A 24665-nucleotide genomic window follows, 5' to 3' on the forward strand; every position below is an offset into this window, starting at 1 on the left:
CATACGCATAGATTACTTCATCATAAACAGACTAAATCTTAGAATGAGGTTTAGTCTGTTGCATTTTAGCCCGCAGCAACAGCCGACATAAATGTCGATAGTCAGTATCGTCTAACATATCAGCCCAAACCAGCAAGAGCCGCAATTGAGTATCCACTTCGATATAAATCAAGCAAACAAAGGGCGTGACCCAAGTGCGTTTTAGTACCTGAAAGTGCTCCCCCGTTGACAAACGTCCCTCGCCTTTATCACTCAGCACAAAATCTAAACGCCAATGCTGCAGTCGCCACAACTGCGACAGCAAAAAAATACTAACAAGTACGATAAACAAATATTTAAGCAGAGATAAGGCGATAATGTCGCTTTGGGGCCAAAGCAGAAATGAGCTAGAACAAACGCCAATAAAAACGACCAACGAGAGTCGTTGGTCGAAAGAGGCTTTTACACTGAAACTATGGTGCCGGTCTTCCACGGACTTTCACTATCATACGAGCCAGTTCAATATCAGGGCACACTTCATGGCCCATAAACCAAGCAAACAATTCTGGATCTTCACATTCCAACAAACGGATAAACACGGTTTTATCTTCATCGGACATTTCTTGATAGAAGTTTTCAACAAAAGGTTGAAGCAAGACGTCTAATTCCAGCATCCCACGGCGACATGCCCAGCGAACCCTTGCGATGTTCATTAATTCCAAGGTATTTCTCCCAACACAGATTTGGCATTAGTCTATCAGTTCACTGACTAAAGTGTCGATTAACCCTTCATATTGACTTACAAAATTAGCATTGTTGTACTTGCGTATCGAGCCCCTCAAAGAGATCGCTAAAATCTGTATCCAATAATCGCTTTACCGCAGGATGTTGGATCATACGTTCGGCAAACATCACATGGTATTCCTCTTTCACATCGGTGGTTTCACCGAGCAAATTCATACCATGGGAAATCACTTCTTGGCGATAAATCGACGGTGTGACAAAAATACCTCGTTTAAGGTAACCAAAGGCTTTCATCATGGCCGCATCATCGAACTCACCTAAGATACTGACTTTAAGGTTTTGCTCGTCAAACCAGCGATATAGCTGTTGTCCAAGTGAGGTTCTGCGGCCGGGGATTAATAGCTGGCCTTGCTCTAAACAAGCCGGAAAATCTGCGCTATAAGTCTCAGCGGAGAAAAAACTCACGCCACACTCACCTAATTTTTTAGATAAAATTTCAGGGTATTTCAGTGACTCACCTGCACAATCCGAAAGGATCATATCCAGTTTATGCTCACGTAAACGCGCCATTAGGCTCTCGTGAGTCGCCTCATAGCAGGCTAAGTGCATAGAATTGTCATTAGGCACTACAGATAATAACACTCGACTGACTAAAGCTTTAGATAAGGCATCGGCAATACCCACCTCGAATAACATGGCATCCGCTTTTTGATAGTTAAGTAAATCGAGCATTTCATAGCTAAGGCTAAACATCTTATCGGCGTAGCGAAACACCAATTCACCTAACTCTGTCGCCTCCAATGTCCGACCGACTCGCTTGAACAGACTGCCGTTTAACCTATCTTCTAAGGCACGAATTTGCCCCGTTATCGTTTGCGGCGTTAAACATAGGGCTTCGGCCGCCTTCGCGACTGAGCCCTTTTTCTTAATCATCCAAAAATAATACAAGTGGTTATAATTCAAGTGCAGCATGCTAACCCGCTGTTAATGCTCCCTCAAACGCCAAAGCGCTGAGGGGTTACTGTGTTATTTTAAACTCGATTAGTTTAAAATCAGATGATTAAAAACCTGATGATTCCCAGTCAAGTTACTTTAAACGCTGGCAGTCGAGTAAGTTAGTAACTATGCCTTGTAACTGCTCCAAATCGGCAGCATTCCCCAGACTTACCGCTTCAGTGACTCCTGAAACTAAAACGTTACGTTCTGGAATACGTTCGGCGCAATAGGTTCGATTCGCTTCTTGGAAACGTTTACCACCGCGATACTTAAGTGCCCTCGATTCATAACCATTAGTTTCTAATCTCGCCCCTAAGGAATCAGATTTAAACATCAAAGCGCCATCCACTATCCCTTCAAGATAGCTTTGGCAAGTCTGCGAGTTTGCATCCTGATTACAGGCCGAAATTTGCGATGCCGTCGCGGATGTCGATAAACATAAGAGCGTTGCTATTCCCATTAATTTCAACTTTATCATAGTTATACTCCTTTATTAGGTAACACTTTTGATAACCAGAAATACCCGACTAACGCTGCCATAATCGAACCGATTAAGGTCCCTAGGCGTGCTAAGTCACCGTACATAGGGTCTGCATGTTCAAAGGCTAACGACGCAATAAACATAGACATAGTAAAACCAATACCGCACATGGCAGCGACGGGGGCAATTTGCTTCCAACCTACGCCATCGGGCAATTGCGCTAATTTTAGTTTCACCGCAATAAAGCTAAATAACATTACACCGATTGGCTTACCTAACATCAGGCCCAATGCAATACCAACAGGAACAGGAGAAATTAACGTCTCCAAATTCATATTGCCGACATAAACGCCCGCATTGGCAAAAGCAAACACTGGCAAAATGAGGAAAGTACTCCAAGGATGCAAACTATGCTCTAAGCCTTCTGAGGGTGAACTGCCATCCTTTGCCCGCAATGGAATACAAAAAGCAATGATGACGCCAGCCAGAGTCGCATGCACTCCAGACTTGAGTACGGCAACCCAAAGAATTAACCCTAAGATGCCATAGGGTAAAAGTGAAGTAACCCCTTTGCGGTTTAACCCGACCAAGCCCGCAATCGCTAAACTGGCAATCACTAAACTGATGGTTGATAAGTCAGTACTGTAAAACAGCGCGATAATCACTATGACGCCTAAGTCATCGATGATAGCTAAAGCAAGTAAGAAGACTTTCAGTGAAACAGGAACGCGGCTTCCGAGCAGTGCCATAATACCTAAGGCAAAGGCAATATCGGTCGCGGCAGGAATCGCCCAGCCCGCTTGTGTGACAGGATCACCATAGTTAAACAGTAAGTACACACCAGCAGGGACTAACATGCCACCAATGGCTGCAAAGGTAGGCAGGGAAGCTTGAGCGACACTTGATAAGGCGCCTTCAAGTAACTCACGTTTCACTTCTAAACCAATCAGCAAAAAGAATATGGCCATCAAGCCATCGTTTATCCACAGGATAAGTGGCTTGTGTATGTTGAGCTCGCCAATTTTGACTTGAACGTCAGTGCCTAAAAAGCCTTGATAAAGTCCAGATAAGGGGGAATTGGCCATCAGCATGGCTAAGGCAACAGCAACCAATAACAGGATACCGCCAGCCGACTCTTGGCTCAGAAAATTTCTAATTGCTTTTTCCATCTTGCACTCCTAAAAATCATAATGAATTGAGTGTAGACGAATTGTAATAACAAATATAATCGTAAGTTTCTACCTAACACCTCGGTTATCCCGAAGTGTTAGACTAAAAAACATACTTCACACAGCAACAGGGGCTTTAATATGAGGGTGTGGAGCGTAGTTTGTTAATTCAAAATCATCGAATTGATAGTCAAAAATCGACTCAGGTCTGCGTACAATAGTCATGGTCGGCAGCGGTTTTGGATCACGACTTAACTGCAGTGCCGTCTGTTCCATATGATTAGAATATAAATGGGTATCGCCACCCGTCCACACAAAATCACCTAAGGCCAAGTCACATTGCTGGGCGACCATCATAGTTAACAAAGCATAACTGGCAATATTAAATGGCAAACCAAGAAACACATCACAACTACGCTGATACAGCTGACAAGATAATTTGCCATCGGCTACATAGAACTGAAAAAACGCGTGGCACGGTGCCAAAGCCATTTTATCCAGTTCGCCCACGTTCCACGCAGAAACGATAAGACGGCGAGAATCTGGCTGAGATTTTATCTGGGCGATAACTTGCGAAATCTGATCGATAGCATCACCACTCTGGGTTGGCCAACTGCGCCACTGGGCACCATAAACTGGGCCCAAATCGCCATTATCATCGGCCCATTCATCCCAAATGCTGACCTTGTTTTCGCGTAAATAGGCAACGTTAGTTTCCCCCTTCAGAAACCACAGCAATTCATGGATGATAGAGCGCATATGGCATTTTTTGGTGCTCACCAAAGGAAAACCTTTGCTCAAATCGAAGCGCATTTGATAGCCAAATACCGAGCGAGTCCCAGTACCTGTGCGATCCGATTTATCCACGCCTTCGGCTAATATGTGCTTCATTAAGTCTAAATACTGTTTCATTGCTGCTTACCTTGCTCACGAAAAATCAAGTACAAACCGATTAACACCATAGGCACAGAGAGTATCTGCCCCATAGTCATAAATCCCCAGTAAAGTCCCAACTGTGTGTCGGGTTGCCTCACAGTTTCAACCATAATACGGAACATACCGTAACCGACTAAGAACATACCAGAGACTGCACCGACTTTATCGGTACGTTTGCTAAACCAGTAAAGTAATAGGAATAATGCTACGCCTTCAAGGGCGAACTGATACAACTGGGATGGATGACGTGGGTCAGGCCCACCAGTTGGAAACACCATAGCCCAAGGCAGATCAGTGGTTCGTCCCCAAAGCTCGCCGTTGATAAAGTTACCAATACGACCAGCGCCTAAACCAATAGGCACAACAGGTGCCACCATATCGGCGACAGCAAAAAAAGTACGTTTTTGTTTCCACGCGATATAGAGCATCGCCGTAATCACGCCCATCAAACCGCCGTGGAAGGACATGCCACCTTCAGAGATTTTAAATAAATAGAGGGGACTGGCGAGGAAATAATCGAAATGATAAAAAAGCACGTAACCGATACGGCCACCTAAAATCACCCCAAGAAAACCATAAAAGAGTAAATCTGAAACTTGCTCCCGCGTCCATATCCCCTTTGAACGGTCGGCTTGGCGGTTCAACAACCACATGGCCGCAACAAATCCGACTAAATAGGTAAAACCATACCAACGCAGTGCCGGTTCAAAGGTTTGTCCAAAAAGATTAAACGGTCCAAATGAAACGATCACGGGATCGATATTGGGGAAACTCAACGCCATAACAAATCCATTAGCAGCCTCAAACTGAGATAAACATAAAAACTAGGTCAGAATTAACTTAAGGCCGACACATAAAAGTAACAGTGCAAATATCTTTTTAAGTACAGGTGTTGGCCAAGTGCTCGCCGCTTTTACCCCCACAGGCGCCATCAAGACAGAAGTAATCACTAAACCAAACAATGCAGGTAAATAGATATAGCCTAAGGTACCATAGGGCAACTCAGGGGCATTCATTCCTGCAATAATATAGCCGAAACTGCCAGAAAGAGAGATTAAGAAGCCCATCGCAGCAGAAAAACCCACGGCTTGACGCATCTGTAAACCATAAAAAGTCAAAAATGGCACTATCAGTATACCGCCACCTATCCCGGTCAAACCTGCCAAAACCGCAACAAAAGCCGATACAACAAAAAGCACTACTGAATTAGGTAATTGACGATTTGATTCGGCCTTAACGGGATAAGCCATTTGAATTGTCATTAAAATCACAAAGATGGCAAAACCTTGTTGTAACTTATCAGCGGGAATACGCTCAGCAATAAAACCTGAAGCCAGCGCGCCTATAATCAGGCCAGGTAACATTGATTTGAATAAATCCCAAGGCACATTGCCACGCTTATGGTGGGCACGTGCCGACGAAATAGAGGTGAGAATAATGGCTGCTAGCGAAGTGGCAATTGCAATATGGGGGAGCTGAGTAGAGCTAATACCGACCGATGGCAAAATATAAAGCAGTGCCGGCACTACAATCAAGCCGCCACCGATACCTAATAATCCAGCCATAAAGCCGACAAATGCGCCTAAAGCCAAGCAAATAAAGAACACCAACAACAAACTATCCACACGAGTACCTACAGCGTGATAAATTGAGGGCCTTAGCTTAACACGGCATTAGTTAATTAAGAATTGTTGCGAGACCCTGCTGGGTCAAATATTCTTTAACCAGCTCACGCACTTGGAAGCCGTTTGGTAGGCTCAGCGCTTTAGCAAGTAATTGATCTAAATCGGCCCGCGCAACACGTCGCAATAGATAATTGATCCGCGCTAAACTGCCCTGATTCATACTCAACTGATCGTATCCCATAGCCACCAGCAAAATGGCCCCCATAGGTTCGCCCGCGAGCTCTCCACAGATACTAATATCGAGTTTATGGTATCGACAATCTAGGTGCGCCTGATGCAAAGCCCGCAATATTCCAGGATGATAACTGTCAAATAACGAGCTTACCCGCGGGTTATTACGGTCAACAGCCAATAAATATTGGGTTAAATCATTACTACCAACAGAGACAAAATCCACTCGTTTTGCCACATCATCCAACTGATATAGCATGGCGGGCACTTCGAGCATAATGCCTATTCGTGGCATCACTATGTCGCTGTTAACATCGTTTTTTAATTCGACATAGGCTTGTTGCAAATATTCTAAGGATTGATCGATTTCATCTAAGTTGCTGACCATAGGCAGCAAAATACTTAACTGTTTACCGTCTCCCCCAGCCTGTAGCATGGCCCGTAACTGCACCAAAAAAAGCTCAGGATGATCCAGAGACAAGCGAATACCGCGCCATCCAAGGAAAGGATTGTCTTCTTTAATCGGGAAATACGGTAAAGGTTTATCACCTCCCACATCTAAAGTACGCATCACCACAGGTCGACCGGACGCTGCCGACAAGACCTGTTGATAGACTTTGACTTGCTCAGATTCACTCGGGAAGCGCTGTTGCAACATAAAAGGAATTTCAGTGCGATAAAGCCCAATACCGTCGGCGCCCTCTGCAATTTCAGAGGCCACACCACTGAGTAATCCCGCATTGAGATACAAGCGAATACGTGAACCATCTAAGGTTACAGAAGGCAGCGCTAATTCTTGGGCATACTGGCGTTGCAAGGCTTTTTGTGCCGAAATCAGGCTACGATACTCACCGACAATCGCAGGTGATGGCGACACCAATAACTGACCACGGCTTGCGTTTACGACTAAAAGTTTTTGGTCAATATTGGCAGATAACAGTTGCTCGACACCTGTGATTGCAGGCACACCTAAGGCGCGGGCTAAAATGGCGGCATGGGAGTTTACGCCACCTAGCTCAGTGACAATACCCGCAAGCTTTTGCCTTGGGAACTCAGCCAACATAGTCGCATCGGCTTCACGGGTAATGAGGATTACGGGTTTATCGGGCTCAAGCTCTAGACGTTCTGGCTCAATAAGTTGGCGCAATACTTTTTGACCTAAGTCGCGAATATCGCTAGCCCGCTCCTTAAGGTAAGGGTCTTCCATTGCTAAAAACTGTTGAATATAGCGTAGAGACACTCGGCTCACCGCCGACTCAGCAGCCCAGCCTAATTGCACTTCACGGGTATATTCGCCGCCTAAACTAGCATCATCAAGCAGTAACTGTAATGCATTGAAAATGGAGACAACTTCGTCATCTTGCTCGCGATCAAACCGTTGAGATAAGGCACCTATTGCTTCTTTACAACGCACCATAGCCGTGGTTAAGCGACTCGATTCATAGGCAATATCGTCAGAACGTACCTCAGGCTGTTCAAGGGGGATTTCCCCACCAAGTACGAAGGCATACGCAATGGCGATACCGTTTGACGCTGAAGTACCTTGAAACAGAATTTGTTGATGATGGGAGCTGACTTGTGCTTTTTGTTTTAAGCCACGCACCGCCATCGCTAATTGGGCGGCGAGCGTCATCAGGAAGGCTTCTTCACCCTCACTGAATTGGCGAGCACTCGCCTGCTGTACCACTATCACCCCAACCACAGCCTTCTGGTAGATAATAGGTACAGCTAAAAAAGCGCGGTATTCTTCTTCGGCGACTTCAGGAAAAAGCTTAAACCTTGGATGAAGCCGAGCATCAGCTAAATTAACGGCCTCTTCTCGCTGGGCAGCGAGTCCAACTAAACCTTCAGTCAGCGGCATACGTACTCGACCAACGGCGCTTTTTTCAAGACCATCGGTTGCAGATAACACGAGTTCTTGCTCTTCTAGGATATAGATGGAGCAACATTGGGTTTCCATCGCCGCTTTAGTCGATGAAACTAAGATTTCTAATGCGGTTTCCAAACTGTGGGCAGATGCCACAGCCTGAGTAATATCCCTAAGCGTATTTAACACTGTTTTCAATCCTCTTTTGAAATCAGCCCGTTGTTTTTTGTCTTCCCCGTTTCCTAGGTATTTCTAGGGTTTGGAATGACAATGCCGTTACCGCAAACTCTTTCATCACCTTACGATAAACATCACGCTTAAATGACACAACTTGCCGCACAGGATACCAATAACTTACCCAGCGCCAATCGTCAAATTCAGGATGCCCAGAAGAACTCAAATTAATCGCACTATCTTGGCTTTTCAGTTGTAACAGAAACCACTTTTGTTTTTGCCCGATACACACAGGTTTACTGTCTTGCCTGACTAAACGCTTTGGCAAACGATAGCGTAACCAAGAACGGGTCGAGGTTAATATATGCACGTGTTCAGGTCTTAGGCCCACTTCTTCATACAACTCACGGTACATAGCCTCTTCTGCTGTCTCGCCATCATCGACGCCACCTTGAGGAAATTGCCATGAGTGTTGACCGAAACGTCTAGCCCACATGACTTGGCCATATCTGTTACAAATTATAATGCCCACATTTGCGCGAAAGCCGTCGCTATCAATCACATGGACTCCAAATCACATTAAATTTTAATAAACTGATTGTTTCATAAAGCTAGTCTCTCAGCAAACCTCTATTTTATCCTAAGCTTTGGATAACATCTGACTTAAAAGACATTTATCAACAATGCTAGGGGATGGAATCCGGGGATATCCACATTTTCTGTGGATATCTCTGTTTGAAACTCAGGTGAACTTGTTATAACGTTCAAAAAACATCTATTTACTATCGTTTTTAAAATTTAGCGTTAAAACTTAATGATTAATAAATTCATAACCTTGCACGTTAACCATAATTTATTTTAGACTAAGAAACCAATAAAGCTCATTATTTGACCAGCAAGAAGTATTTCTATCATTCTCGCGATATTACTCAACTTTATACACAAATAGTGTCCACAACTGTCCACAAAAGCCAGAATAAATGCACTTTATTCGCATTGACTTAGGATTTTTATTAGGTTAGGAGGCTCACTTTACTGAGTTATCCATAATATCTGTGGATAAGTATGTGGGGAACGCAAGGGAAAGCAGAGAGTAACTTTGAACACTTTTTTGCAAAACGGGGGTTAACACGGATATAAAATTTAAAATCAGTCACTTAGAATAAAAACATTCGGTACAAGTTAATCCACCCTGTAGAGCTCATTTTTTAACCGCCATTGCTAAGCGGTTATTTTTAAGTAAAATCCAGCCATGAATCGAATTATCCCCCCTGAAAATCTATCTGAACTACTCGAACGTGCCAACATGATGGCGGGCGTGAGTTTGGCGCAGATAGCAAGCCAAAGAAGCATTCGTGTCCCCAAGGATCTTAAACGCGATAAAGGTTGGGTCGGTCAATTAATCGAAATGGAATTAGGCGCAACGGCGGGTTCTAAACCTGAGCAAGATTTTCTGCATTTAGGGGTCGAGCTTAAAACTATCCCCATTGATACACAGGGGCGACCGCTGGAGACCACTTATGTCTGCGTGGCGCCGCTATCGAATATCCAAGGATTAACCTGGCAAAACAGCTTAGTCTGCCATAAGTTACAGCGAGTACTTTGGGTACCCGTTGAAGGAGAGAGGCATATTCCTGTGGGTGAGCGCCGTATAGGTACGCCAATATTGTGGGAACCGGATCCGCACGAGTTACAATTACTGCAACAGGATTGGGAAGAGATCATGGAGCTTATCGCCCTCGGAAAAGTAGAGAGGCTTACAGCGCGCCACGGAGAAGTGCTGCAATTGCGCCCTAAGGCCGCGAATAGTAAGGCGTTAACACAAAGCATTGCCGAAGATGGTAGCCTCAAAATGACCAACCCTAGGGGCTTTTATTTAAAGACCAGTTTCACTGCTATGATACTTAATAAGGTATTTGGTTAATTTTTAGTAACGATATGGACTTGGATTGATCCAGATCACAAATTTCACTGGCACTAAGGTGACTCTTTTCTATAAACTACGGCATCCTGAAATCACAGCCGTATTCGGATACCAATCAAGCAGTGAGAGCACGTAGACAAGCGAAAAAACTCCTTTTTGCGATTTTAGCTTGGGCGATTGCCATGGCTGCATTCGTGTTTTTTCGATATGCCCAATCACCAGAGCTGCCCCAATGGGCGGTAAGTTCGGCTGATCTCGCAACACTTGCTATCTACATGGGGATTATTTTCGGCAGCTTACATTGGATGTCGAACGTCATTGCCGATTTCAGTGCAATCAATCGCCTCCCCTATGTGTTTTCAGTCATCTTTAAGGGCTTGTTTTTATTACTGGGTGCTACGACGTTAGCTTACATGACTCAGTTTTTAAATATGTGGGCCATCGAAAATCACATGTCGACCCTCAGACAAATGCTGACGGCGCACATTCTCTATAGTCCTTCATTCCAAGCATTGATCGTATATTTGGTCGTTGTACGAGTCAGCTTAGCTTTTGTCGAGCAAATGGCATTATTAGTCGGGCCGCGTATTTTACTTAACATAGGCCTTGGTAAATACCACAAGCCAAGATACGAGCAGCGCTTATTCCTCTATTTAGACATGGTCGCCTCAACCACACATGCCGAATCACTTGGCGATTACCGCTTTAGTCGATTGATCCAAGACAGCTTTAGTTTACTTTCAGATACTGTGTCCAATAACGAAGCTGAAATCTACCGCTATATGGGAGATGCAGTGCTGCTTCACTGGCCATTAGAAGAAGGGATAGTTCACGACCGCTGCATGAATATCTATTTTGAATTTAGCCAACAACTGAACTGGCAACGCCGCTACTTTGAAGAGCATTATGGCTTTGTGCCGAAATTTAAAGCGGCGGCCCATTGTGGCCAAGTCGTCGCTGCAGTTGTTGGTGTACAGAAACAAGAAATTAGTTTCTTTAGTGACGTGCTCAATACCTTAGCAAGACTGCAAGACCAATGTAATCCACTAGGACAGCGCATGTTGATTTCGGGTGCACTCGCGGGACGTTTAGATAACCCCAACACTCAGTATAACCTATCAAATCTAGGCCCAGTCAAACTCAAAGGGAAACAACACTCAATTGAAGTGTTTGGCGTTTCCCCGCTCTGATTTGTAATCGACTTTAAGCTTTAGCTTGAATTAATGCTTTGCAGTTACAGTCAGTTTATTCCTCGTCCTTAGCTAATAATTTTTGGATCATTAAACCTAAAGTGCGGAAAGTTAAGATCCGACTGGTGGTTTGACGCCAGACAAGGCCGATATCACGGTAAGGTGCCTCACCCGGTGGCGTCATCACCACTAAATCTGTGTCATTCAAAATACCCGCGTCAATGGCCATTTGCGGAAGAAACGTGGTGCCCAGTTTACTGTTCACCATCTGCACTAAAGTATGCAAACTGGTGGCGGCAAACGGATTGACTTTCGCACTATCACCTAGCTGACATGCAGTAATAGCATGGCCTGTGATGCAATGCTCACTTTGCAGAAGAAAAATACTCTCGTCCGGCAGAGTTTGATAATCAATAGGTTGATGTATGCCACCCGCTAAATCTTTGTGGGCCACCATTTTGAAAGGATCTATGCCCACTTTCATGCTGTGGTAACCGCTAGTATCAACGGGTAGCGCTAGGATTAATAAGTCCAGCTCTCCTTTCCCCAAAGCATCTAACAAACGCTCAGTGGTATCTTCCTTCAATAATAAACTCATCGCCGGATAAGATTGCTGACACTGGCGGATCACACGACTCAATAGGAAAGGCGCTATGGTTGGAATACAGCCTAAGCGAATATCCCCCGTCATCGGCTCACCTTGATTTTTCACTAATTCCACCAAATCATCCACATCAGTGAGAATTTTACGGGCGCGCTGCACCACTTCTTCACCAATGGCGGTAAACATAAATGACTTATGGTCTCGCTCAATCAACTGATGCCCTAACTGCTCTTCTAGGTTTTGGATCCCACTTGAAAGTGTTGATTGACTGACGAAACACACCTTAGCGGCGCGGTTAAAATTCTGCTCTTGATGGAGATTCACCAAATAGAATAAGTTTTTTAAGCTAGGTAAACTTTTCATTTTCTCGATTGCCATGAAGGTTATGAATTAAGAAATTAAATCTACTTTAGCATAAGTGATGAGCAATAACGCGGCATAAGATATCAGGATTGTGACCCGAATCGATATTCAATCGGTTCGCCGTAAAACTTAAGTGGGAGTAACAAAATAAGATGGGAAAAGCGCTAACAAGAAAATGTCGAAAACAATAAACTTAATCGTAAAACCAATGCAAGATTCACTCAATTGAGCGCAACAATAGACATTATCGCTGCGCCTTAACTTACCTTAGCAAGTAATATTTTATGCTTTGGCTTGGAGGAATAACTTTAACTGTTGTAAATCTGCACTCGCGTGTTCAACGATGTCAGCAACCCAAGAGCCATGTTCAGCATCCCATCTTGCTTCTTCGCCATGCTGTAATAACTGGGCGATCTGCTGAATACGTTTTAACCCCACAGAACCTGCAGCACCTTTAAATTTATGTGCTTCTGAACATAAGGTATCTTTGTCTGCTGCGTCGTTAGCTTTCACTAGATTTCCAACATATTCAGGCATTAACTGCTCAAATAACACCACACTCTTGAGTAAGGTACCGGCACCAATGGCGCTGCAGTACTGTTCGAGAGTATTGAGATCTAGGATTGCTTCTAATTCAACTGTGGCCATAAGGCCTCCCTTAAGTGGTTCAATGCTTAAAACGAATTTATCACATGATACCCACTAAAATTGTCAGTGCAACTTATAGCGATATTCATGGTCTAATTCAGATTAAAATTAACAAAAAACAAACTAATAGTCGTAAATAAACGCTTACGAAATAATAGCGACGACATAACATTTAGGGAGTAAATTTATCCCACTAACTTGCCTCTATCGTTGCGCTAATGCGTGCCCTTGTCCACCATAATGCTGCAAATTATCCACAATCGCCACCAATCCATCCCAACGATAGGCACACCAATCGGGTGCTAATAGCATAGGCTTTTTCGCATAAGCGGTGACACGGTGAAAAATCACGTCTAGGGGGGTATGGCGGATCATCTCGCCGACACTGTGGGCATAATCCTCAAGACTCAATAAAGGTAAGCGCCCACTTCGCCACGACTTAGCCATAGTGCTACCTTCGACGATATGCAAAGGATGTAGCTTCAAGCCATCAACGCCATGCTGCAATACAGCAGCTAAAGTCGCCATATAATCGCTATGGGTTTCATCGGGTAAACCAAGAATGAGATGAGTGCACACCTTAAGACCGCGAGCTCTCGCCCTAGACACAGTGTCACAATAACAGGCGAAATCATGGCCACGGTTAATTCTACGCAGTGTTTCATCTTTGGCTGTTTGCAACCCGAGTTCTAACCACACATCGACACCATTTGCCTGATAACGCGCCAGTAAATCCAGTACATTATTCGGCACACAATCGGGGCGAGTTCCAACACATAAACCGACTATCTCGCCATCTTTAACCGCTTCATCGTACTTAGCCATTAACACTTGATATTCATCATAAGTGCTAGTGTAAGCTTGAAAATAAGCAATAAATTTATCGGCTTGTGCCTGAGGCTTCGCCTCACGATAGCGGCTCTTACCCTGTTCGAGTTGCTCAGTAATACTCAATAGTTCGGCGGTTTGATGGCTAAATGACGCCACATTACAGAAAGTACAACCTCCGCGCCCTAAAGTGCCGTCACGGTTAGGGCAAGTAAACTTGGCATCTATAGTGAGTTTTCGCAGTCGGGTGCCATATCGCGCCTTACAAACGGCACCAAAGGTGTTCACATATGCATCAAGCCCCATCAGAGCACCCACCAAATTTCATATCGCTTCATTGAGAATAACCAAGATAAAATCACAAATAGAAAAGAAAATACGTGAACAAATAGAAGAAAAAGCTTAGTGTAAATAAGGTAGCGAGAGTTTTCTTGGCGCTACATCAAATTCCCGCCTGACTCATACCGTTATTATCATAAATGTGCGCATCCTCAAATTAGCCAGCTTACCGCTGAGATCTTGCTCACATCAAAAATGAATAACAATTCAACAATTTTAATTTTTTATCTATTTACTGTGTTTGCAATAAAAATCACTATTTCTAAATCAAAAACAATCCCACCAGCATGTTACACCTTGGTAAATATTGAGTTTGATAGTTTTTAAAATTCTTTTTATTCATAATGTTATACGGCACATTTTACTGTTGACGTTAACGTAAGGCAATTGTGATTTGTGTATGAAACATGAATTAATACCCATGTTTTATGCAAATTTTTGGTTTGACCTTTATTGAATCTCAGGCTAATTTGGGTGGTTCGGGTGCATATCTATAGAAAGTCTTTACATTTTCTCCCCGAGTAGTAATCAGTTGAGGTCTAGGGAGGTTTTTGTATGAGCTTATATCATCCCAGTTTTGAGCGGGACAATTGTGGTTTTGGGTTGATAGCACAGATGGATGGCGAAGCCAGCCACCGTATAGTGCGCACGGCAATCCATGGTCTAGATCGCATGAAGCACCGAGGGGGCATTGCCTCCGACGGTCGCACTGGCGACGGCTGTGGTTTATTAATGCAATTACCCGTGCAATTTTTTGAAGCGATTGCCGCGGAAAATGATTGGCATTTGAGCAGAAAATTTGCCGTAGGTATGCTGTTTTTAAGTCGAGATGATGAACTGGCTGACCAAGCCAAGTTTATTCTTGAGCGCGAACTCGAGCGTGAAACCTTAAGTATTGCAGGCTGGCGCAAGGTGCCTGTCAATCCCGATGTGTTAGGTGAAATTGGCAAGGCTAGCCTGCCACAAATCTATCAAGTGCTGATCAACGCCCCCATTGGCTGGCGTGAAAAAGACTTGGAACGTCGCCTTTATATGGCGCGTCGCCGCCTAGAGCAGCAGATCATCGACGACAAAGACTTCTATGTCGCGAGTTTGTCAGGCCAAGTTATCGTCTATAAAGGTCTGATGATGCCTGTAGACTTGCCCGCGTTTTATCCCGATCTCGCGGACATTCGCTTAAAAAGCTCTATCTGCCTATTCCATCAGCGTTTCTCAACAAATACTTCTCCTAAATGGCCATTAGCTCAGCCGTTTAGATATTTAGCCCATAACGGCGAAATCAATACGATTACGGGTAACCGTCAATGGGCCCGCGCCCGTGCCTATAAGTTTAATTCGCCGCTACTGCCAGATTTGCAGCAGGCCGCTCCCTTTGTGAATGAAACAGGCTCAGACTCTTCATCTTTAGATAACATGCTGGAAATGCTGTTATCTGGTGGCATGGACTTATACCGTGCCATGCGTCTATTGATCCCGCCTGCTTGGCAAAGTAATCCAGAAATGGATGACGAATTAAAAGCCTTCTACGACTTTAACTCTATGCACATGGAGCCTTGGGATGGTCCGGCTGGTATTGTGATGACCAACGGTCGCCATGCCGCCTGCGCCGTAGACCGTAACGGTCTGCGTCCATCACGTTATGTGATCACAAAAGATCGTATTTTGACCTTAGCTTCCGAAGTCGGAATTTGGGATTACGCCGCCGATGAAGTGATTGAAAAAGGCCGTGTTGGGCCTGGCGAATTGCTGGTATTAGATACCTTGAACGGCCGCCTGTACCAATCTTTTGAAATTGATAACGATCTTAAACGCCGCCACCCTTACAAAGAGTGGATGGCGAAAAACAGCCGTACTTTAACGCCAGCGGAAGATTTAGCCTCAGAGCAGCACGGTGCCAGCGAGTTAAGCCCTGAACTATTGCTGCAATACCAAAAACAATTTGGCTATACCCGTGAGGAATTAGAACAAGTCATTTGGGTATTGGCGAAGCAAGGTGAAGAAGCCACAGGCTCCATGGGCGACGACACACCTATGGCGGTATTGTCGAAAAAGTCACGTTCACTGTATGACTATTTTAGGCAGAAATTTGCTCAAGTAACGAATCCACCTATCGACCCCTTACGTGAAAAGCACGTCATGTCGTTGACCACTTGTATTGGCCGTGAACAGAACCTCTTCAATGAAACGACTGGGCATGCTTACCGGGTAATGTTCAATTCACCTATTTTATTATTCAGTGATTTTAACCAGTTACTGGGATTAGATAGCACTTACTATCGCGCCAATATTGTCGATTTAAATTACGAACCACAGGAAGGCTTAGAAAGTGCCATTCGCCGTATCACAGCCGAAGCCGAGCGTTTAGCCCGCAGCGGCACGACTTTGTTGATCCTTTCGGATAGAGCCATAGGTAAAACGGCGCAAGTGATCCCCGCGGCCATGGCGGTCGGTTCTGTGCAACAAATGCTGGTGAATAAGAGCCTGCGCTGCGACACCAACATTATTGTTGAAACCGCATCGGCGCGAGATCCGCATCACTTTGCTGTATTGCTTGGCTTTGGTGCCACGGCGATTTATCCGTATTTAGTGTATGAGTCAATTTCCGAACTGGCAAAACGCCATGACTTAACCGATACCACGGCATTGATGTTGAACTTCCGCTACGGCATCGAAAAAGGCTTGCGTAAGATCATGTCCAAAATGGGCATCAGCACTGTCGGCTCCTATCGTTGCAGCCAACAATTTGAAGCCATAGGCATTGCCAGCGAAGTGATCGAACTGTGTTTTAAAGGCGTAATTAGCCGCATCGAGGGTGCAGGCTTTGCAGACATCGCCCAAGACCAAGCTATTCTGCACAAAGCGGCCTACCGTGCCCATGTGCCATTACCGCAAGGTGGCCTGCTGAAATACGTTGAGGGCGGCGAGTATCACTGCTTCAACCCTGATGTGGTCAACACCTTGCAAGCGTCATTGATTGACAAAGACTTCGCGAGCTATAAAAAATTCGCCGAACTCGTCGACAATCGTCCCGTGGCCACACTGCGTGACTTAATCGGTATTAAGGGCGCGCAAACATCGATTGATGTCGCCGATGTAGAAGCGGCATCAAATCTATATTCACGTTTTGACAGCGCCGCCATGAGTATCGGCGCCTTGAGCCCTGAAGCCCATGAAGCACTGGCTATCGCGATGAACCGCTTAGGTGGCCGCTCGAACTCAGGTGAAGGTGGTGAGGATGCACGCCGCTTTAATACTGAACGCAACTCAGCAATTAAACAGATTGCCTCGGCACGCTTTGGCGTCACGGCGCATTATCTAGTTAATGCCGATGTGTTGCAGATTAAAGTCGCCCAAGGGGCAAAACCCGGTGAAGGTGGTCAGTTACCCGGCCATAAAGTGAGTGTTGAAATCGCCGGACTGCGTCATGCACGTCCTGGTGTGACCTTGATTTCACCGCCGCCGCACCACGATATTTACTCTATCGAAGATTTAGCCCAGCTGATTTTCGACTTGAAGCAAATCAACACTAAAGCACTGATTTCAGTGAAACTCGTATCAGAACCCGGTGTCGGCACGATCGCCACTGGTGTGGCCAAAGCCTATGCGGACATGATCACGATTTCAGGGTATGACGGCGGCACAGGTGCTAGCCCAATTACCTCAGTGAAATATGCGGGCAGTCCATGGGAGCTAGGGTTAGCCGAAGTGCATCAATCGCTAGTGGAAAACGGTCTACGCCATAAAATTCGCCTGCAAGTCGATGGCGGCTTAAAAACCGGTACCGATGTGATTAAAGCCGCGTTATTAGGCGCCGAAAGCTTTGGTTTTGGTACTGTGCCTATGATCGCCCTAGGTTGTAAATACCTGCGTATTTGCCACTTGAACAACTGCGCGACTGGCGTAGCAACTCAAGATAAAAACCTGCGTGACAACCATTACCATGGTCTGCCAGAGCGAGTGATGACTTACTTTGAGTTTGTTGCACAGGAAGTACGTGAATGGATGGCGACCTTAGGGGTGAGCAAGTTTGAAGACTTAGTCGGTCGCAGCGAATGGTTATATGCCCTCGAAGGTCAAACCGCTAAGCAACAAGGGCTCGACTTATCGCCGATTTTGTATCAACCCAAGGTGCCTGCAACCTCTTCACGCACTTGGCAAGAAACCAATCCACCGGCGGATTTAGGACTGCTGAACCAACATTTATTAAACGAGTGCCAAAGCGCCGTCGATAAGGGCGAGTGTTTCGATGCCGCTTACAGCATCAACAACACCGACCGCTCCGTTGGCGCGACCTTGTCAGGCTATATCGCGAGCACGCTCGGCGTGAAAGGCACCAAAGCGCCTGTCAAACTGAGCTTTAACGGCAGTGCAGGCCAAAGCTTTGGCGTGTGGAACAGCCCTGGCCTTGAGTTAAAACTCTGCGGCGATGCCAACGACTATGTCGGTAAAGGCATGTCTGGCGGCCAAATCGTCATCTACCCGCCAATTGGCAGCCCGTTCCAAAGTGAGCGTAGCGCCATTGTCGGTAACACCTGTCTTTACGGCGCGACGGGCGGCAAGTTCTTCGCCGCGGGTCAAGCGGGTGAGCGTTTTGCAGTCCGTAACTCTGGGGCGATTGCAGTGGTCGAAGGGCTTGGCGATAACGGCTGCGAATACATGACCAGCGGCATTGTGGTTGTCCTTGGTAAAACAGGGGTGAACTTCGGCGCTGGGATGACAGGTGGTTTTGCCTATGTGTTCGATCAATTCGGCCGCTTCAATCGCCGTGTGAATACTGAGCTTGTCGATACTCAAAAACTCGAATCACCGATCCATCAACAACATTTAAAAGGTCTGATTGAAGCCCACGTGGCCGAAACGGGCAGCGAACATGCCAAGATGATCTTAAGTGATTTTGGTAACTGGTTAGATTGCTTCGTATTAGTAAAACCTAAAAATATTGCCGTGGCCGATCTGCTCAAATTAGAGAAATCGAGCCCAGAATTAGTTGTAAAAGCGGGGTAATGGCGCATGAGTAACGATTTTCAATTTATTGAAGTGGGTCGTAAAGACCCCGCTAAACACCCTGCGGCTAAACGTGCGACTCAGTTTATTGAGATCTATCAGCCTTTTGCTCAGCCTCAAGTAGCTGAGCAAGCGGACCGCTGTTTAGATTGCGGCAATCCTTATTGTGAGTGGAAGTGCCCGCTACACAATTATATTCCTAACTGGCTCAAGCTAGCGGAACAAGGCCGCATCATGGAAGCGGCAGATTTAGTGCATGAGACCAACACTCTGCCCGAAATCTGCGGCCGTGTTTGTCCACAGGACAGACTCTGTGAAGGTGCTTGTACTCTGAACGATGACTTTGGCGCTGTCACTATCGGTAATGTCGAAAAATACATTACCGACACAGCGATCGCCCAAGGCTGGCGCCCCGATATGAGCAAGGTCACGCCACGCCCTGAACGAGTGGCGATTGTCGGTGCGGGTCCAGCAGGTTTAGGCTGCGCGGATATTCTGTCTCGCAACGGTGTTAAAGCTGTGGTCTTTGATAAATATCCACAAATTGGTGGCCTACTCACCTACGGTATTCCGTCTTTTAAACTCGACAAAGCCGTTATGGCGACCCGTCGCAGTGTATTAGAAGGCATGGGCATTGAGTTCAAACTCGGTGTCACTGTAGGTAAGGACATCCCATTTACTAAACTGCTCGAAGAGTACGATGCCGTCTTCCTCGGTATGGGCACCTATACCGCGATGAAAGCAGGCCTTGAGGGTGAAGATGCCCAAGGCGTATACCAAGCCCTGCCCTATTTGATTGGTAACACCCATCATTTAATGGGCACTCAGAATGCTGAAACGCCCTATCTGAACCTTGAAGGTAAACGTGTGGTGGTATTAGGCGGTGGTGATACTGCGATGGATTGTGTGCGCACAGCCGTCAGACAAGGTGCCAGCAGCGTAGTCTGTGCTTACCGCCGGGACGAGGCCAACATGCCGGGCTCACGTCGCGAAGTGCAAAATGCGCGGGAGGAAGGAGTTAACTTCCTGTTTAACCGTCAACCTGTGGCGATTAAAACCCAAGATGGCAAAGTGATCGGCATTGAATGCGTTGAAACAGCCATGGGCAAGGCCGATGCAAGTGGTCGTCAACGGGCCGAAGCGATTGCCGGTAGCGAACAGTTGCTCGAAGCCGATGCGATTATTATTGCCTTTGGTTTCCAACCTAGCCCAGCACCTTGGTTTGCCGAACACGGTATCGAGCTCGATCAATGGGGCCGAGTCAAAGCGAGCAAGTTAGACGAAAACCCATTCCAAACCACAAACCCGAAAGTGTTTGCCGGTGGTGATATGGTGCGTGGTTCTGACTTAGTCGTGACAGCCATTGCCGAAGGTCGCGATGCCGCCCAAGGTATTCTTAACTACTTAGACTAAGCGCTATAGATTAAGCGCCAACGTGTTTGTTTTACAGGTAAAAAATATTTTACCCTTGTCATTTTAACAAGCACTCCAATGGCTGGACTCGTGCAAACGAGTTCAGCCATTTGCTTGTGGCTTATCGCAATCGGTTGATGGATAAAATAGATAGATAAAGCGCGCATCTTAGGAGCGCACTTTTCCGTTAACCCTCCCGCGTTTTACCCCGCGATTATCAAGCAATCCCAATCTCGCCATAACGACTGCATAAAACTGTGTGGTATATTAGCCAGCATTCCCGTGTCCCACTCTTTAAGTGTTGAATCAAAAAGGTCTCCCATGAAAATTGGAATTATTGGCGCAATGGAGCCAGAAGTCGCTCACCTGATCGCCGCCATGACAAATGCGACATCGCAAACCATTGCTGGTATTGAATTTATTGCTGGTACTCTCGCGGGTAAAGACGTAGTCGTGACTCGCTCAGGCATAGGTAAAGTCGCCGCAAGTATTGCGACCACGCTACTCATCGAAAAATATGCGCCGGATGCGGTGATCAATACTGGTTCTGCCGGTGGTTTTGTGGATTCGCTGGCCATTGGCGATATCGTGATTTCTTCTGAAGTGCGTCACCATGATGTGGATGTCACCGCCTTTGGTTATGAAATTGGCCAAATGGCGCAGCAACCAGCTGCGTTTATTCCTGCCGCACATTTAGTTAAAGCAGCCAACAAAGCGATTGCTCAACTGGGTGAAGTCAAAGCGATTGAAGGTTTAATTTGTACTGGCGACAGCTTTATTTGCGATCCTGTTCGCACCCAAGCCATGCTCAAAAACTTCCCGACTATGGCCGCCTGTGAGATGGAAGGTGCGGCAATCGCTCAAGTTTGTCATCAGTTTGGAGTGCCATTTGTGGTGATCCGCTCTTTATCGGATAACGCCAACAATGACTCGCCAGTGGATTTCGACTCTTATATTGTCAAAGCGGGTTATCACTCGGCTCTGATGGTGATGTTGCTGCTTGAGCAACTGAATCCTAGCGTAATAAAATAATCACTTAAGTGGATAGTACCGAATGCACACCTCTTTTTATCAACAACTTGTCGAGATAGATGGCGCTTTGTTTGAAGGCTTTTTGGTACTTTTTTTTGCTTTGTTATTGGCGCGGTTAGCGCCATTGCCACGGGAAATGCAGCCGCTTATTTGGTTTAGCCATTTAGCTAAGCAACTCGCAGCCAAAGTGAATCGCCCTGAACGATCTCCAAGCCAACAAGCCACAGCAGGCTTTTTAGCTATGTTGCTGTTGCTGTTTCCATTTTGGGCCATTATCACCTTTTTGCTCGAACTGGCTGCCTTTCCATGGTTTTTCGAATTTTTGGTGCTTTATCTGTGTTTAACCGATGCAGGGTTTAGCCAAGTTGCCGATGAAATCGCTAAGGCCTTAAAACGTGGAGATAATGCCAGCGCAAAAAAGCTTTTACAGCCTTGGGTGGTGCGCGATACCGATAGTTTGTCGGAAATCGGCCTAGCCAAAGCCACCATAGAAAAACTCGCCACAGCGCCTATTTACGGCACAGCATCGACCATTTTCTTTTTCGCTATTGCTGGAGCACCGCTAGTGCTAGCTGTGCGAATGCTCAAACAACTCGAATTGAGCTGGCCGCCCATTCAACCAAAGTATCAACATTTCTGCAGTACTGTGAATGGTGTATCCATTATCTTGCTGGCGATTCCGGCTTGGTTGTGGAGCCTGTCGCTCGCCATTCAAGGCGGGCCTAAGGCGTTTGCAAAACTTTTTAGAGCCCCTAAAAATCATCACGCTATTCGAGGTTATGTTCTCAGTGTGAATCTCGTGGCCAGTATTTTGAGAATCGAGCTCGGTGGACCACAGAAGTTTGCTGGCGTGCGTATCAATGTGGATAAATTGTGCTACGGTCCGCAGCCAACCTGTGATGACATCACGCCTGCAATTAAGCTGACCTCACGTGCCTGTGCTATCTGGTTTAGCTTTATCATTATACTGCCCTTGTTATGGGCAAGTTTACGTTGGTTACAAAGCCTGTGATATGATGCCGCATTATCTCAACGTGAAGTTAAAGGCTGACCATCTTGCTCGAAAACATGCATGTTTCATTAACAACACCTGCGTTGTTATTTCCTGCTATCTCATTGTTACTATTAGCTTATACCAATCGTTTTTTTGCCTTAGCCGCATTAATCCGAAATTTAAGCAATGGTGAAAAACCCGTACATAAAGATCAAATTAAGAACCTGAGCCAGCGTATTACCATCATTCGTCGAATGCAGGAAGCAGGCGTGTCAAGCTTTGCCCTATGTGTACTGTGTATGATTTTTATCTATATCGGCTTTAATAAAACCGGCTCAGTGATTTTTGGCGCTAGCCTACTGCTCTTGCTCTATTCACTGATTTTATCTGTGATTGAAATCCGCATCTCTGTTGACACATTAAATATCCATATCAAAGAGATGAGTAAATGAGCCAGTGGATCTACTTTTTTGATTTATGGGGTACCGCTGTATTTGCATTATCCGGCGCACTTGCCGCTGGACGCCATAGAATGGACCCCTTTGGCGTTATCGTGCTCGCCTCGGTTACCGCTGTCGGTGGTGGCAGTATTCGTGATGCCTTAATTGGTGCAACGCCAGTGTTCTGGATCCGCGACCCGAATTACATCATAGTGATCCTCGCGACCGTGCTCGTCTGTTTGCTATTAGTCCGTCGCCCTCGTAAGGTACCCGAGTATATTTTACCCGTCGCAGATGCCTTTGGATTGGCCCTCTTTACCGTGATAGGTGCTGAAAAGGCCCTCAATATGGGCTTGAGTGGGATGATTGCCGTCGTAATGGGCTTGATCACTGGCGTGGGAGGAGGCATTATTCGAGACTTACTGTGTAGACAAGTTCCTATGGTCTTACGCACAGAAGTCTATGCCACAGCTTCGATCATAGGTGGTATCGGCTATACCGTGAGCTTAGCCTACGGTATGGGCGAAAAAATGGCGCTGTTTCTGGCGATGGCCAGTGCCCTGTTAATCCGCTTAAGTGCCATCAAGTGGCATCTTTCATTACCGGCCTTTGATCTCAAGACCAAGAGGGAATAGTTTGCGAATATTGTGTTTTATTTTGTGCCTCATTTTTGTTCCAGCCCTCAATCCTGCTGCGGCGCAAGCCAACTCAGGTGAAATGCCACAAGAACAGCAGTTAGCCGTAAAATATATGAATGCGCTGACTGAACACGACTATAAGACACTGCGAAAATTCTATAACCGCGAAAGCGTCTTCTTCGACAAAACAGCCAACCGTAAATACACTGGCGGTCGCTTCATCATCGACTTCCTTGAGCGCGCCCACGAGGGCGTGCTCGAGTACAACTTCAACATAGAACATATGTATAACGCAGGCTCTTTAGTAGTGATGATAGGTAACTATCATTTCAAGGGTCCAGGTGAACAATTTGGCAAACCGGGGAAAATCATCGATGTTGCGATACCTGGTGTGACAAGCCTTAAGATCGACATGCTCAATCGCAGAGTAACGGAACATGTCGACCTAATCGATTACCAGACCATGTCAGACCAATTAGCAATGCAGTAGTCACAAAATTTATCCGTCTTTGAAACTTGATCCCTAAAAACGAGTCGAAACTAACAATGAGTCAATACCACTGCGTATTTCACCTTTGAAAAATTGACTGAGCCGTTTCGTTTCAATGAGGTTTGTATGAAGTTTTTTGGATTGATAGCCCTACTCGCCCTTAATGGCTTAATACTGGCCCCCAAAGCACAGGCCTTACAGCCCATTATAGTTTCCTACGCTGTTCAGCCAGTAAGCCATTTTAATCAACAACTACGTACCGCTCAGGCGCAACATCAGCCTTGGTCGGAAGATCCCAATAAAATCAGCAGCCAATATGCAGGCAACAAATTTACCTTAGTGCGAACTCAAACCAATAAAGACGGCATTTTAACCTATCAAGTGAGCGAGCTTTCCAAGCAGCATCCACAGATGCTGTTGATTATCTCACTAAAACAAAACGCTAAACTTTGGCAGGTAAGTTCGGCCCAATTGGCATGGAAATGCAGTGGTGGGCAACACTTTGGCACCGACAGATGTAATATCGCCGAGCATGAGGCCAATACAGCGCCTTAAT

Annotated in this window: 23 protein-coding genes; 10 read left to right on the forward strand and 13 right to left on the reverse strand. The window is 45.8% G+C overall.

Going from position 1 to position 24665, the window contains the following annotated elements; genetic code table 11:
* Positions 1-31: 31 nt before the first annotated feature.
* The 10 genes from L5L98_RS10270 to rppH form a co-directional block, all read right to left on the reverse strand.
* Positions 32-472 (reverse strand): protein YgfX, encoded by a 441-nt coding sequence (locus L5L98_RS10270; protein WP_263140491.1) that lies wholly within the window; start codon positions 470-472, stop codon positions 32-34.
* Complete coding sequence (locus L5L98_RS10275; protein WP_173246130.1) at positions 453-701, reverse strand: succinate dehydrogenase assembly factor 2; 249 nt, start codon at positions 699-701, stop codon at positions 453-455. The genes L5L98_RS10270 and L5L98_RS10275 overlap by 20 nt, the downstream gene beginning before the upstream one ends.
* A gap of 85 nt (positions 702-786) precedes the next feature.
* Entirely contained in the window at positions 787-1695 is a 909-nt protein-coding gene (gene nhaR / locus L5L98_RS10280) for a transcriptional activator NhaR (protein ID WP_028760830.1), read from the reverse strand.
* Positions 1696-1810: 115 nt separating this feature from the next.
* Positions 1811-2197, reverse strand: coding sequence for a hypothetical protein (locus L5L98_RS10285; RefSeq protein ID WP_212599984.1), 387 nt, complete (start codon positions 2195-2197; stop codon positions 1811-1813).
* A 2-nt stretch (positions 2198-2199) separates the two neighbouring features.
* Positions 2200-3369, reverse strand: coding sequence for a Na+/H+ antiporter NhaA (gene nhaA / locus L5L98_RS10290; RefSeq protein ID WP_028760832.1), 1170 nt, complete (start codon positions 3367-3369; stop codon positions 2200-2202).
* A gap of 117 nt (positions 3370-3486) precedes the next feature.
* Positions 3487-4281, reverse strand: a complete 795-nt coding sequence (thyA, locus tag L5L98_RS10295) for a thymidylate synthase (RefSeq protein WP_105249861.1) — start codon at positions 4279-4281, stop codon at positions 3487-3489.
* Entirely contained in the window at positions 4278-5087 is an 810-nt protein-coding gene (lgt, locus tag L5L98_RS10300) for a prolipoprotein diacylglyceryl transferase (protein WP_263140496.1), read from the reverse strand. The genes thyA and lgt overlap by 4 nt, the downstream gene beginning before the upstream one ends.
* 42 nt (positions 5088-5129) lie before the next feature.
* Entirely contained in the window at positions 5130-5930 is an 801-nt protein-coding gene (locus L5L98_RS10305) for a sulfite exporter TauE/SafE family protein (RefSeq protein ID WP_028760835.1), read from the reverse strand.
* Between the two features lie 52 nt (positions 5931-5982).
* Positions 5983-8217, reverse strand: a complete 2235-nt coding sequence (gene ptsP, locus L5L98_RS10310) for a phosphoenolpyruvate--protein phosphotransferase (protein WP_263140500.1) — start codon at positions 8215-8217, stop codon at positions 5983-5985.
* A 22-nt stretch (positions 8218-8239) separates the two neighbouring features.
* The gene (gene rppH, locus L5L98_RS10315; protein WP_006080762.1) at positions 8240-8764 is read right to left on the reverse strand and encodes an RNA pyrophosphohydrolase; all 525 of its coding nucleotides are present in this window, start codon (positions 8762-8764) and stop codon (positions 8240-8242) included.
* Positions 8765-9454: 690 nt separating this feature from the next.
* Here rppH and mutH point away from each other — a divergent pair.
* Positions 9455-10126: a DNA mismatch repair endonuclease MutH gene (gene mutH, locus L5L98_RS10320; protein WP_131523041.1), complete on the forward strand. Its 672-nt coding sequence runs from the start codon at positions 9455-9457 to the stop codon at positions 10124-10126.
* A gap of 122 nt (positions 10127-10248) precedes the next feature.
* The gene (locus tag L5L98_RS10325) at positions 10249-11316 is read left to right on the forward strand and encodes an adenylate/guanylate cyclase domain-containing protein (protein WP_263140505.1); all 1068 of its coding nucleotides are present in this window, start codon (positions 10249-10251) and stop codon (positions 11314-11316) included.
* A 55-nt stretch (positions 11317-11371) separates the two neighbouring features.
* On the opposite strand, the gene oxyR is transcribed toward L5L98_RS10325, so the two are convergent.
* The 3 genes from oxyR to L5L98_RS10340 all read right to left on the reverse strand — a co-directional run bounded on the left by oxyR (position 11372) and on the right by L5L98_RS10340 (position 14065).
* Positions 11372-12283 carry a hydrogen peroxide-inducible genes transcriptional activator OxyR gene (gene oxyR, locus L5L98_RS10330; protein ID WP_028760839.1) on the reverse strand — a complete coding sequence of 304 codons (912 nt, stop codon included), beginning with the start codon at positions 12281-12283 and terminating at the stop codon, positions 11372-11374.
* A 282-nt stretch (positions 12284-12565) separates the two neighbouring features.
* On the reverse strand, positions 12566-12931 hold the full coding sequence (locus tag L5L98_RS10335) for an Hpt domain-containing protein (protein WP_028760840.1): 366 nt from the start codon (positions 12929-12931) through the stop codon (positions 12566-12568).
* Between the two features lie 204 nt (positions 12932-13135).
* Positions 13136-14065: a TIGR01212 family radical SAM protein gene (locus L5L98_RS10340; protein ID WP_173246136.1), complete on the reverse strand. Its 930-nt coding sequence runs from the start codon at positions 14063-14065 to the stop codon at positions 13136-13138.
* A gap of 588 nt (positions 14066-14653) precedes the next feature.
* Between L5L98_RS10340 and gltB the strand changes: the two genes are divergently transcribed.
* The 8 genes from gltB to L5L98_RS10380 all read left to right on the forward strand — a co-directional run bounded on the left by gltB (position 14654) and on the right by L5L98_RS10380 (position 24664).
* Positions 14654-19102 carry a glutamate synthase large subunit gene (gene gltB, locus L5L98_RS10345; RefSeq protein WP_263140511.1) on the forward strand — a complete coding sequence of 1483 codons (4449 nt, stop codon included), beginning with the start codon at positions 14654-14656 and terminating at the stop codon, positions 19100-19102.
* A gap of 6 nt (positions 19103-19108) precedes the next feature.
* Positions 19109-20515 (forward strand): FAD-dependent oxidoreductase, encoded by a 1407-nt coding sequence (locus L5L98_RS10350; protein ID WP_263140514.1) that lies wholly within the window; start codon positions 19109-19111, stop codon positions 20513-20515.
* A gap of 321 nt (positions 20516-20836) precedes the next feature.
* Positions 20837-21547, forward strand: coding sequence for a 5'-methylthioadenosine/adenosylhomocysteine nucleosidase (locus tag L5L98_RS10355; protein WP_263140516.1), 711 nt, complete (start codon positions 20837-20839; stop codon positions 21545-21547).
* 22 nt (positions 21548-21569) lie between these two features.
* The gene (locus L5L98_RS10360; protein ID WP_263140518.1) at positions 21570-22559 is read left to right on the forward strand and encodes a cobalamin biosynthesis protein; all 990 of its coding nucleotides are present in this window, start codon (positions 21570-21572) and stop codon (positions 22557-22559) included.
* Between the two features lie 56 nt (positions 22560-22615).
* A complete protein-coding gene (locus tag L5L98_RS10365; RefSeq protein WP_263140582.1) occupies positions 22616-22993 on the forward strand; it encodes a DUF2721 domain-containing protein in 378 nt (125 codons plus the stop codon).
* Entirely contained in the window at positions 22990-23616 is a 627-nt protein-coding gene (locus tag L5L98_RS10370; protein WP_105249873.1) for a trimeric intracellular cation channel family protein, read from the forward strand. The genes L5L98_RS10365 and L5L98_RS10370 overlap by 4 nt, the downstream gene beginning before the upstream one ends.
* A 1-nt stretch (position 23617) precedes the next feature.
* A complete protein-coding gene (locus L5L98_RS10375; RefSeq protein WP_028760847.1) occupies positions 23618-24109 on the forward strand; it encodes a nuclear transport factor 2 family protein in 492 nt (163 codons plus the stop codon).
* Between the two features lie 126 nt (positions 24110-24235).
* The gene (locus L5L98_RS10380) at positions 24236-24664 is read left to right on the forward strand and encodes a hypothetical protein (RefSeq protein ID WP_028760848.1); all 429 of its coding nucleotides are present in this window, start codon (positions 24236-24238) and stop codon (positions 24662-24664) included.
* Position 24665: the final 1 nt, after the last annotated feature.

The sequence above is a fragment of the Shewanella sp. SM23 genome (assembly GCF_025654295.1).
Lineage (GTDB): Bacteria > Pseudomonadota > Gammaproteobacteria > Enterobacterales > Shewanellaceae > Shewanella > Shewanella oncorhynchi.